The organism is Polyangium sorediatum, from assembly GCF_029946465.1.
Lineage (GTDB): Bacteria > Myxococcota_A > Polyangia > Polyangiales > Polyangiaceae > Polyangium > Polyangium fumosum.
Genome location: NZ_JARZHI010000004.1, coordinates 368,643 through 379,827, shown reverse-complemented (window position 1 = coordinate 379,827; position 11,185 = coordinate 368,643). Strand labels below are relative to the sequence as shown.

Here is an 11,185-nt window from a genome sequence, read left to right as displayed (position 1 = left end):
CCCCTTATTGCCCCGCCCCCTCGGCCGCCTCCTCCACGCCCTTCGCCCGGCGCACCTTCCGGAAAAACTGATCCGCCCAATCCCGCGAGAGCCCTCGCTCGCGCGCGCGGGCCGTCAATGCATCGTGCAGCCCGTCCCGCTCGCGCGTGAGATCCGCGGCGAGCTTCTCCCGGCTGATACGCGTTTCGCCGCGCACCGTGGCCACCGCCGTCGTCCGCTTGAGCGCGACGTCGGCGGCCAGCGCCCAGGGTTCGAGGTCGCCGCGATGCTTGTCGAGGACGGGGTCGGTGGATTCGAACCACCCGAGCACACGCGCGACCTGCCGCGGCAATGCTTGGCGAATGAACTTGCTGACGGGGACCGGGAAGAACTGCGTCCACCGCGCCACCCCGCGCTCCTTGCCCACAGCGAGAAAAAGCTCGTCCCCGAACCGTTGGCAAGCACGATCGAGCCGCGTATTGGCGACGACACGCGCGGCGTCCGCGTCCGCCTGCGCCTCGCGAGCCGAGCGCTCCTTCGTACGAACGAGGTCGATCCTGGCGAGCCAGCCGTCCGTGAGGGGGAGGAGATCCTGCGCGTCGGGGTCGGCTTTCAGTCCGGAGCGCGTGAAAAAGACCTCGGCCTCGGCGTCGTCGAGCAGCAGCGTGGGGAAAACCTTGCGGGGATGGGACATGGGAACCTCCAGAAAGGGGTCACGTGCGAAACGTCGTGAGGCAGACGCGGAGGCCGAGGCGGCGATGCAAGGGGAGCACACTATCGACGGAAAACGCCCGTCGAGCGTCACGAGACCCGGGTGCAGCCGTTGCAAGGCGCGATGTGCGCGTACAAACGCCGGTTGCACGCGTTGCAAGCGGCATTCGTACACGCCGAGAGGTGTTTGCAACGCTTGCAAGCGGCTTTCGGTACACACCGAGAGGCGTTTGCAACGCGTGCAACCGGCGTTCGTACACACCGAGAGGCGCTTGCAACGCGTGCAAGCGGGTCTCCGAGCGGTGCATATGCCGTTTGCAACCGTTGCACGCGGCATTCGGACGTCACCGAGAGCGTTTGCACGCGTTGCGCGCGTCGATCGGCGCGAAAAAGCCTACTCCGCAAGCACCTCGGCCATCGAGCCGACCGTGGCGGCCCGGACGAGCCAGCGCTGGAGCATCTCGGGGTCGGCGCAGGAACGGACGCGCTCGCGGTCGTCGTCCGAGCACGCGATCCCCCGGGCGGCGATGATGGCGAGCAGGCTGTTCTGGAGGCTCGTGAGGGCTTGCTCCACTTGCGCCTCGGCCTGCTCCGCCTTCGCCTCCAGGCTCTGCATCATGCCTTTTAGACGGCCGATGAGATCGTCCGTGCCGAAGAGCGCGGCCATTCCGTAGAAAAACTCGAGCTTGCCGTTCTCGATGGCCAGGTCGAGCCCCAGCACGCCGGAGGCGTAACGCCCCCCCTGCGGCACGATACGTTGATAACGGCGCACCTCGGGGCTCGGCAGGCGGTAGCCGTGAAGCTGCTGCTTCTTGCGGTCGTAGACGAAATACTCGGGGATCCCGAGGCGAGCATATCGCTCCACGTTGTCGACGAGGTCTTTCTTGCGATAGCCCTCATAAAGGACCTCGATGACGAGGTCGAGCCCGCGCCCCTCGTCGGCCACGACCCAGGCCATCCGCTCGTCGTCTTCGGGCTGGGGGACGTCGAGGACGGCCAGGATGTCCGGACAAAACGCGCGCTCGCCGGGGTAAAGGACGTTGAGCTCCTCGGCCAGATAGATGCGGCGGCCGATCGCGTCGAAGTGCCTGCGGAGCCGGTCCGTCGCTCGACGCTTGGCCAGGTTATGCGGCTGGCCGTTCCCCATCGTGAGCCGCGGGTCGGAGAGCGCGTCGATCACCTCGACGAGGAACTTGTGCCGAGCGTCAGGCGTCATCGCGCGCCACGCCTCCGCCGACGGCGTCACGGGCGGTTCGGGGAGAGGAGCGTCACCCTTCTCGGCCGGAGGTGCCATGCACGAACGTATACCACGTCCATCCGCTCGACGTCGCACGCTCGTCTCCGCCCCCTCCCCGACCCAGCACGGAGCGCCCGCGCGTCGTTCAAGGACAGTATACGCGCATCATTGCCGCGTAGCCTCCCACCGACCGCCGTCCGTTTCATTCTGCAAGTTGCCCCAGGTCCCGGCGAAGTTCGGGTCTGCCGTGGAGCTACGCCGGAGCGAAGCGCGGCCCGCGCCGGCGCGCGGGAAAAACGTCATCCAGGTGCAGGAGAGCTGCACGCTCCCCGCGTCCTTCACGCAATCGAGGCGGCCCGGCGCGCCTCCGTCCTGAAAGCTACAAGCCACCATCGAGGCGTTCTCCGAGCATTGCATCGGCCCTCGCGTGCTCGAATAGGTGCCGGTGAACGAGACCGGAGCGGTCGGCACCGGCGGGGGCGCCGGAGGTGCGGGGGGCTGCGTGGTGGGGAAGGGGAACGAGGGAAGGGGGAAAGGCAGGCTCGGCAATGGGAGACCCGCCATGGGGAACGGGAAGGTCGTGCCGGGGAAAGGCAGGCTCGGCTGCGGCGTCGGCAGCTCCGGCGCTCCGCCGGTCCCGTAAAGCACCTGAATCGCGGACCGATCGAGCTGGGAGAGGCCCTCGCGCTGGCCGATACGGGCGTTCGGGTCCCGTGGGACGATCGTGGGCCTGCCGGAGCGGCTGAACGCATGCGGCGCGTAATGCATGATGCTCTGGTAATCGTAGGGGCCGATGTCCTGCCCCGCGCCGCCCCGCTGCTCGAAGTCGCTCCGATATTGAGACGGGATCTCGTCCCACACGATGGTGACGTACTGGTCGCGGTCATTGCGCGATTGCTCGTGGAAGAAGCCGGCCGCGTGCAGGATTTCGTGGACGATGCTGCCGCGCCCGCAGTCGGCGACCTGGATCTCCTGGGGGCCCCCGATGCGGCCGACGTACGAGCTGCACCCGCTGCCCTCGCCGCTGTTGCGAAAGACGACGTAATCGGCGTCGCCCGCGCGGGGGCGGAGCCGGAGCTGCGTGGTGTTCACGTGGGAGACGGCCCAGCCAATCCCTTCGACCGTGGCGGGCGGGACGGAGGCGTCAATCACATAGGGGATCTCGCCCCTCGGCCAGAGGTCCGAGCGGTTCTGGAGGCCCATCGCGCCTTTGATTTCCCCGGCGGGGCGCGGCGGCGTGCCATACCGGAAGGGCACGAGCGTGGCCGGGCCGAGCATCATGTCGCCCTCCATGACGGCCCATCCGTCGACGACATCAAAGCCGACGAGTTGCCTCGACACGTTGTTGGCGAGGTAGATGAATGCGCTGCCGAAATACCGAGGCGCGGCGGGGCGGTAGGCCTCGGTCTGCTGGGGAGCGGCCTGGGAAACACCGCTCCACGTGCCCGGCGGCGGGCCTGCCGTCCGCGCCGGCGCGGAGGAAGAGCCCTGGTTGCACCCCACGACGGAGAGGAGCAGCCCGAGCGCACCGGAGAGGGAGCGAAGGCTCTCGTTCATGCTCGAACGATTCCAGGCGTCGAGCGACGATTCCAGGAAATTCGCACGAGGGCCCGAAGAATGAGGTACGTTGCGCGAGCCATGGTCTCCGCATCGCGTCAAGCCCTCGTCACCCTCGTCCTCTTCGCCGCCGCCTGCGCGCCGAGCGAGACGCAGAGCAGCACCACCGTCCCCGTCGGTACCCCGGAGGAAGCAAAGCCGGACGCGCCGCCCGATACGTCGAAGGCGACCGAAGAATCGCCCGCGAAAGACGGGGAAACGACGCTCTTCGTCCACGCGGAGCGGGTCGACTGCATGGGCGTCGGCCCGATGCGGTGCATGCAAGTCCGCGAGGCGGAGAACAAGGAATGGGAGCGCTTTTACGACAGGATCGAGGGGTTTTCGTACGAAGAGGGGTACGCCTACGAGCTGCGGGTGAAGCGGGAGCCAGTGGCGAATCCGCCGGCGGATGGGTCGTCGGAGAGGACGCTGCTCGTCAAGATCGTATCGAAGAAGAAGCCGTGAGCGGACGAAGGACCTCGACGAACGAGGTCATCGTTTTCCGCCGCCGCCCCCGCCTCGACGAGCTCCGCTCCCCTTCCCCGCCGGCTTCTTGGCCGGCTTCTTGGCCGGCGGTGCGGGCGGCGGCGCGGGCGGCGGTTCCTTCGTATACGCGACGAGCACGGCACGCCCATCCCTGTATTCGGGCGTGATCTTCGTGAATCCGCTGGCCTTTGCGAACCCCGCCATGTCCCCGCGGTGCTCGCCCATCCATTCGCTGAAGCGCTTCCAGAGGTCGCGCGCCTCCTCTTCGGGCAGCGCGACGCCGTCCACGAGGGCGGCGAGGTTGCCGGGCTGGGCGGTCATTGGATTCCGTACTCCTTGAGGCGCCGATAAAACGTGCGGCGGGGCAAACCCACGAGGCGCGCGGCCTTCACGCGGTTCCAGTTCGAGGCCTGGAGCGCCGCGAGGATACGCTCGCGCTCGTCGGCCTTGTGCGCTTCGAGCGAGGAGAGCTTCCGCGAGGGCTCGGGCGAAGCGCTGCGCGGGCCTTCGCGGAGGCTCTCCGGCGGAGGGGGCGGGCGCGGGGCGAGGCGCGCCTCCGGGAGCTCGAAGTCCTCGGGCTCGAGCTCGGCTTGATCCGAGAGGACCCACGCATTCAAGAGGACGTTTTCGAGCTGGCGCACATTGCCCGGCCAGCCATGCCCCATCAGCCGGCGAAGCGCGGCCCGCGAGACGCTCCGGCGCTCACGGCCATAACGAGCCGCGAAGATGCCGAGGAAATGGTCGATGAGGATCGGGATGTCCTCGATGCGCTCGCGCAAAGGCGGGACGCGGACCTCGACGACGTGCAAGCGGTAGAGGAGGTCCTCGCGGAAGGTGCCAGCCGCGGTCATCGCCACGAGGTCCCGGTGGGTCGCGGCGACGACGCGCGTGTTGACAGGCTCCTCGCGGGCGCCGCCGACCGGGCGGACGACCTTTTCCTGGAGGACACGGAGGAGGCCGGCCTGCATTTTCGGGGGCATTTCGCCGATTTCGTCGAGGAGGATCGTGCCGCCCTCGGCCTCGCGGAAGAGGCCACGGCGATCCCGATCGGCGCCGGTGAAGGCGCCGCGCACGTGGCCGAAGAGCTCGCTCTCCAGGAGGTGCTCGGGAATGGCGCCGACGTTGATGCCCACGAAGGGTTTTTTGGCGCGCGGGCCGGCGTTGTGAATGGCCCGCGCCACGACTTCTTTGCCCGTGCCGCTCTCGCCGATGACGAGGACGGGGATGTCCGTGTCCTTGACGCGATCGATGAGCGCGTAGACGCGGCGCATGGCCTCGCTGCGGCCGACGAGGCCCTCGTAGCCGAAATGCCCCTTGATGACCGCGCGGGCGGAGCGGAGGTCGCGCTTCGTGGCCTTGAGCTCCTCGGTGCGCAGGCCGAGCAGCTCTTCGAGCTCGGCGCGGGCCACTTCGAGGTCGCCGTTCGCCCGTTCGAGCTCCTCGCTCTTCTTTTCGAGCTCCCGCGCGCGGCGCGCGTTCTCGCCGACGAGGCGCGCGGTCTCGATGGCGATCGCCACCTGATCGGCGAGCGCGACGAGCGTGGGGAGCTCGTCCGTGAAGGCCATCGCAGCGCGGAGGCGCGTCTCCAGGTAGAGCGCGCCGATGACCTCGCCGCCACGCGCGCGGATGGGCACACACGCGATCGACTGGAGCATGAGCTGGTGGACCGAGACATACCCGGCCATGCGGGCGTCCTCGCGCGCGCTCACCGTGACGATCGGCTCGCCGACGTGGACGACACGCTCGGCGATCGACTGCGAGAAACGCGCGTGCGCGTCGTCGCCCTCGCGGCCGCGGAAGGCGTGGACCGAGAGCGCGAACGGGAGCGCAGCCGTCGGATTGGCCTCGTCCCGCGGCAACGTGCTCTTGAGAATGACAAAGCCCCGCTCGGCGCCGAGGAGGGCGATCGCGTGGTCGGTGACCTTCTCCAGCAGGCGCGCGAGATCGACCTCGCCCGCGATGGCGCGGTTGATCTCCAGGATGCGCGCGAGGCGCTCCTCCGTGGGGGCCTTGCGCGGCGCGGCGAGCGTGCTCGAAGGCGAGGCGTTCGGCTGTGCGGGCGCCGCAGCCGGCGGGGTGTGCACGGAGGGCACGCAGAGCGCGCGCAAGGCGCGGCGGCGCGGGTCGTCCCAGAAGACCTCACGCAGGTCGCGCGGCAAGACGGAGGCGATCTCCTCCAGCACGGCGAGCGCGGCCTCCCGGTCGCGCCGCGCGAGCATGGGCTTGCCGCCGTCCTCGTGCAGGGTGGCGCGTGCTTCGAGGGCACGAGCGACGAAGTCCTTCTGGCCCGAGGCGCGCGCCGCTTCGAGCGCCTCTTCGCAGTGCGCCGCGGCCTGTCGTTCGTCGCCGCGCAGCGTGGCCACACGGGCGCGCGCGAGCGAGAGGAGCGGGCGATGCGCCGAGCCACCGCCGAGCGCCGCCGAGGCACGCTCGATTTCGGCATCGAGATCACGCGCGTCATCGCCGGACGTCGCAGGGGCGATCATCACGCGTTCGAGCCGCGCTTCGGCCGCGTCGACGCCTCGGCCGAGGCTCTCCCAGCTCTCGGCGCAGGCGCCGCAGAGGCGCTCGGCCGCGGCGGGATCTCCCGAGCGCGCGGCGTGTTCGGCTTCGAGCGAGAGGAGCTGCGCGCGCTGGCTCGGGCCGAGCTCGCTGCGCTGGAGCGCGAGCTGGTCGATGGAGACACGCGCCCGCGCGAGGCGGCCGAGGTAAAGCTCCAGGTTCGCGAGGTTCAAGAGCGCCTGGCGAAGCGTGGGGACGCGGCCCGAGCGGTGGCCCATGTCGACCGCGGCTTCGAGGTGCATGAGCGCGGCCGCGAGGTCGCCTTGCGCCTTGGCGATGCCCGCGAGGTTCAAGCGCGTCGTGGCCACGCTGCCCGCGTCGCCCGCTTGCTCGGCCGCGGAGAGGGCTTCTTCGTAGGCAGCCTTCGCGGGGTCGAGCTGGTCGTCGCGCTGGAGCGCGAAGGCGAGGGAGCCGAGCGCGACGGAGAGGATACGCGGCTCGCCGCCGACCCCACGCGCGAGGCGCACGGCGCGCGTGAGCGTGCGCTTGGCGTCGTCGTGCCGCGAGGAGAAGCTCTGCGCGAGGCCCGAGACGGCGAGCGCATCGGCGGCGATCGCCAGCATGGAGAGCGCGCGGCGGCCCTCCGCGCGGGGCAAAGGCGCGGCGTCGTCCGCGGCCGCCGGGAGGCCCGTGCGTTCGGCCGCGGCGCCGGCCTGGGTCTCGGCGCCCGCGTAGTCGCCGGCGCGGAGGAGCGCGCGCGCCGCATGGAGGCAATACGAGGCGGCGATCTCGGCGTCGGCCGCGAGGGCCTCGTCCTGCACGCGCTCGAGCTCGGCGATCGCGCGCAGGGCGTCGCCGCGGCTCGTGAACAGGCGCGCGCGGGCGATCGCCACGGCCGGTGAGGGGTCGTCTTCGAGGCGCGCGAGCACCTCGGCGGCCTCGTCGACGTGGCCCCGATCGAGCAGCTTCATCGCACGCTCACGATCGGTGCCGCGCTCGTCCTCCTCGGCGAGCAAGCGATCGACGTCCGCGGCGCTCGCGACGGGGGCACGCGCGATCGCCTCGACGATCGCGCGGATCTTGCCGGGCAAGTGGCCCGCGCGGCGCGCGACGTGATCCGCGACGACGTCGCCGAGTGAAGGGATCGCCGAGCGCACGAGGTCCCGCGCACGCGCCTCGTCGAGCGGCGGGACGGCGAAGAGCTCGAGCGTCGGGCCCGGCAGGTTCGGCAGGCGCTCCGGGTCGAAGGTGACGACGACGCGGGCGCCGGCCTCGCGCAGGGCGGCGAGGCGCGTGAGGTCCGGTTTCGCGAGGCGATCGGCGTCGTCCACGAGGACGATGGCGCCCGCAGGCTCCTCGGCCCCCGCGAGCTCGAGGTCCATCGCCTGGCCCGGGTCGGGCGCGAGCGCAGCTTCGACCCACGCCACGCCGCGCCCCTTCACGCCGAGCCACCACGCGACGCGTCGGAGGAGCGTGCTCTTGCCAGCGCCCGGCAGGCCCGTGACCACGATGCCGCCGCCCGAGCGCAGGTCCTCGATCTGCGCGTCGAGCGCGGCGGCGTGCTCGTCGAGGCCAACGATGGGCCAGACGAGCGCGTCGCGCGAGGCGAACGCCTCGGGCATGGGCAAGGACGCAGCGCGGCGGATGGCGCTCGCGAGCTCGTCTGCGCTCGGGAAGCGGCTCGTCGGATCGGTCGCGGTGGCGCGGCGCTCGACCTCTTCGAGCGCCGCGACGACGGCCGGATCGAGCCGAGGTCCCACCGCGACGAGGGCCTCGCGCAGCGTGACGCCGAGGGCATAGATCTCGGCGCGAACGCCGAGCGGCGCGCCCGTGAGCAGCTCGGGCGCGGCGTAACGCGGCGTGAGGCCCGACGGGCGCTCGCCGCCGTCGCGGAAGTTCGCCGCGAGCCCGAGGTCGACGAGCGTCGCCTTGCCGAAGGGCCCGACGATGATGTTCGCGGGCTTCAAGTCCCCGTGCAGCAAGAGCGCGCGGTGCAGGCGCGTGAGCTGATCGGCGGCCTGCGCGATCGCCGCGAGGATCTCCAGCGGCTCGTCTGGTTCTGCGAATCGCGCGGCCAGGCTCTTGCCGACGACGAGCTCCCGCACGAGGTAGGCGCGGGGGCTGTTCGGCAGGCGTCCGAAGCCGAGGATGCGCGGCACGCCGAGGCCTTCGAGGCCGGAGAGGGCCACGGCCTCGCGCACGAGGGCGAGCATTTCGGCCTCGTTCGCGCCTTCGGCGAGGACCTTCACGGCCACGGTCGCGCCGGTGATGCGGTCTTTGGCCGACCACACTTCTCCGCCGCCGCCCTTGCCAAGGGGCGCGATGGGCTCGTATCGGGGCGGGAGCTGCAACGTTCCCCTGGGCTCCTCGTTCAGAGGATGTAGTCGATGCTGGCGCCGAAGTAGACGCCCGAGCTAATGGCGAAGCCCACGTCGGCGCGCGCCTGGAGCATCTTGATGGGCTTGTAGCGGAAGCTCACCTGCGGCACGGCGATCCACGGGAAAATGAACGGCTTGGAGCCGCCGCTCGCCCAGCTCGGCTCGGCGTAGTCGCCGAAGTGGCCGTTGTCGACGTCGCAGTAGGTGGCGTCCGGTTCGCCGAAGGCCGTGCAGTCGTTCCACTGCGAGGGCACGCCGGGATCACTGCCCGAGCCCGGGTAGACCTGCCTCCGATGGAGGTCGCCGATGACGCCGCCGATGCCCACGCCGCCGCCGAAGAGGAGCGAGAAGCGGCTGCGGCTGTCGAGCGGCACCTCGTAGAGGATCTCGACCTTGCCGTAAATGACGGCGAGATCGCTCTGCACGCGCTCGTACGCCGTGACCGGCTGGCCCTTACCTTTGAAGAGCATCTCGCCCTTCGAGTAGTCGGCGTACGAGAGCGAGAAAATGTATTCGAGGCGGTCGCGCCGCGTGCCGAACTCGAGGCCCCCCATCGGCACCCCGACCGTGGCGCCGCCGTCCGTGAAGAGGTTCAGGATCGCCTTCGGGATGATGGCGTGGCGGTAGCGGAGGCCGACGTAACGGTACGCCTTCGTGGGATCCTCTTTCGTGTCCCAGATCCCGGCGTCGCCGCTGTCCTCCTTCTTTTTCTCCTTCTCGCCCGGCATCTTGTCGCCGGCCGCCGCCTCCTCCTTGTCGTTCGCCTTTCCGGCCATCGTATCTTCGGCGTCCTTGTCGAACCCGTCCTCGGAGGGCTGCGCATACGCGGTGCCGGCCACGAAGAGGGACGCGCCGAGGGTCAAGGGAGCAAAGCGGGTAAGCAGGGCCATGCGGGACATGGGGCGCTCTTTCGTCGGTGTGCTCGAAGGGAGAAGGACGCCCGAGACAGTACACGAGCCCGCCCGTCTTGAAAGCCCCCGCGACGCACCCACCCCACCGACACGCCCAGCCACGTGATCTTCCCAACTCGACATGGCCCACGTGCCATCCATTCCGGGGCCTCATGCGCGCGGCTTCCCGGTTTTCCTTGGAAACGAGGAGACACGCGAGGCCCCAATGTCCGGGAAGTGCTCGGCGCGTTGCATGCTCGGCGCATTCTTGTAGGTAATCGGAGGGGACCGATGATCCTGCACCAGCTCCGGGTCGAACAAGCGATCGATCGCGACGCGCGCGGGCGTTTCGTCAAGGAGCTGTGCGTCGTGCGGGGCGGCGGAGCCGAGGATGGAATTCCGCTGGCGATGGTGCGAAAACGCTCGGCGGAGCTTGGCGGGACGCGGGGGAGCGTGCTGCTCATTCACGGCTACGGGCAAAATCGGTACGCCTGGCACCTGCCCGCCCGGAGCCTGTCGAACTACCTGGCCCGCGAGGGCTTCGACGTCTTCAACCTGGACCTGCGCGGCCACGGCCGTTCCCGACACCTCGGCGCGCGGCGGCCGACCGACGTGAGCGAGTTCGTCAAGCAGGACGTCCCCTGGGCGCTCGAAGAAGTGCAACGGCTCGCCGGGCCGCACCCGGTGTTCCTCGTGGGACATTCGCTCGGCGGGCTCGTCAGTTACGCGGCGGCGCCCCTCGCCCACGGCGCGGTGGCCGGCGTGGTGACCCTCGGCAGCCCCTACCATTTCACGCGCGGCTCGCTGCCGCTGACGCTGGCCGGCCACCTGCTGCTCGCCGTGGACCGGCGGATGTCGTTCGGCCACGGGGCGCTCGGGCTGCGCGCCATCGGCGAGGTCGTCCGGCTCACGCGCGTGCTCGTCGAAAGTCCCGTGTTTCCACTGCCGATTCGCGGCTTCCGTCCGGGATCGATGGAGCCCGTGGTGCTCGCGCAGCACATGTCCCTGGCGATGGATAGCGGGAGCATCACGGTGCTCCGGAACATGTTCCTCGCGGCGGCGGAGGCGCGGCAGAGCGGGCACCGGCTCGGAGGGTTGTCCGGGTTCGTCGAGGGGTTCGAGGCGATGGACGTTCCGCTGCTCGTGGTCGCGGGCGAGAGCGACGATCTCGCGCCGCCCGCGTCGGTCGAGCCGGCCTATCGATCGAGCCGATCGGGGGACAAGACGTACCGCGTGTTCCCGCAAGGCCACATCGATCTGATCATGGGCAGCCGCTCGACGCATACGGTTTGGCCGCTGCTCACGCGGTGGCTCGGCGCGCGCGTCGCCCATTGAAGCGTCGCGCGGGAAGGGAAGAAAACAACGCTCGGGGGCCCGGCGCGGCCTGCGAGCCGAGCCCCCGAGCG

Annotated in this window: 8 protein-coding genes; 2 read left to right on the top strand and 6 right to left on the bottom strand. The window is 70.2% G+C overall.

Annotated features, from left to right (window positions below; translation table 11 throughout):
• Positions 1 to 4: 4 nt before the first annotated feature.
• The 3 genes from QHF89_RS07740 to QHF89_RS07730 form a co-directional block, all read right to left on the bottom strand.
• On the bottom strand, positions 5 to 673 hold the full coding sequence (locus QHF89_RS07740) for a hypothetical protein (protein ID WP_136965747.1): 669 nt from the start codon (positions 671 to 673) through the stop codon (positions 5 to 7).
• Between the two features lie 411 nt (positions 674 to 1,084).
• Positions 1,085 to 1,906: a Uma2 family endonuclease gene (locus QHF89_RS07735; protein WP_284720207.1), complete on the bottom strand. Its 822-nt coding sequence runs from the start codon at positions 1,904 to 1,906 to the stop codon at positions 1,085 to 1,087.
• Between the two features lie 186 nt (positions 1,907 to 2,092).
• Complete coding sequence (locus tag QHF89_RS07730) at positions 2,093 to 3,484, bottom strand: M12 family metallopeptidase (protein WP_136965749.1); 1,392 nt, start codon at positions 3,482 to 3,484, stop codon at positions 2,093 to 2,095.
• An 81-nt stretch (positions 3,485 to 3,565) separates the two neighbouring features.
• Here QHF89_RS07730 and QHF89_RS07725 point away from each other — a divergent pair, with 81 nt between their 5' ends.
• Positions 3,566 to 3,988, top strand: a complete 423-nt coding sequence (locus QHF89_RS07725) for a DUF4377 domain-containing protein (RefSeq protein ID WP_284720206.1) — start codon at positions 3,566 to 3,568, stop codon at positions 3,986 to 3,988.
• Between the two features lie 27 nt (positions 3,989 to 4,015).
• Here QHF89_RS07725 and QHF89_RS07720 read toward each other — a convergent pair whose 3' ends face one another.
• From QHF89_RS07720 to QHF89_RS07710, 3 genes are read right to left on the bottom strand one after another with little or no spacing between them, the layout of a single operon-like run.
• Complete coding sequence (locus QHF89_RS07720; RefSeq protein ID WP_136965751.1) at positions 4,016 to 4,330, bottom strand: hypothetical protein; 315 nt, start codon at positions 4,328 to 4,330, stop codon at positions 4,016 to 4,018.
• Entirely contained in the window at positions 4,327 to 8,862 is a 4,536-nt protein-coding gene (locus QHF89_RS07715) for a sigma 54-interacting transcriptional regulator (RefSeq protein WP_136965752.1), read from the bottom strand. The genes QHF89_RS07720 and QHF89_RS07715 overlap by 4 nt, the downstream gene beginning before the upstream one ends.
• 20 nt (positions 8,863 to 8,882) lie before the next feature.
• Positions 8,883 to 9,788, bottom strand: a complete 906-nt coding sequence (locus tag QHF89_RS07710; protein WP_136965753.1) for a hypothetical protein — start codon at positions 9,786 to 9,788, stop codon at positions 8,883 to 8,885.
• Positions 9,789 to 10,070: 282 nt separating this feature from the next.
• Here QHF89_RS07710 and QHF89_RS07705 point away from each other — a divergent pair, with 282 nt between their 5' ends.
• Entirely contained in the window at positions 10,071 to 11,114 is a 1,044-nt protein-coding gene (locus tag QHF89_RS07705) for an alpha/beta hydrolase (RefSeq protein WP_136965754.1), read from the top strand.
• The last annotated feature ends 71 nt before the right edge of the window (positions 11,115 to 11,185 follow it).

Bases quoted from the DNA above. Each gene is read 5' to 3' on its own strand.
- QHF89_RS07725 (WP_284720206.1), top strand. From the start codon at position 3,566: ATGGTCTCCGCATCGCGTCAAGCCCTCGTCACCCTCGTCCTCTTCGCC.
- QHF89_RS07710 (WP_136965753.1), bottom strand. From the start codon at position 9,788: ATGTCCCGCATGGCCCTGCTTACCCGCTTTGCTCCCTTGACCCTCGGC.
- QHF89_RS07705 (WP_136965754.1), top strand. From the start codon at position 10,071: ATGATCCTGCACCAGCTCCGGGTCGAACAAGCGATCGATCGCGACGCG.
- QHF89_RS07735 (WP_284720207.1), bottom strand. From the start codon at position 1,906: ATGACGCCTGACGCTCGGCACAAGTTCCTCGTCGAGGTGATCGACGCG.
- QHF89_RS07720 (WP_136965751.1), bottom strand. From the start codon at position 4,330: ATGACCGCCCAGCCCGGCAACCTCGCCGCCCTCGTGGACGGCGTCGCG.
- QHF89_RS07740 (WP_136965747.1), bottom strand. From the start codon at position 673: ATGTCCCATCCCCGCAAGGTTTTCCCCACGCTGCTGCTCGACGACGCC.
- QHF89_RS07730 (WP_136965749.1), bottom strand. From the start codon at position 3,484: ATGAACGAGAGCCTTCGCTCCCTCTCCGGTGCGCTCGGGCTGCTCCTC.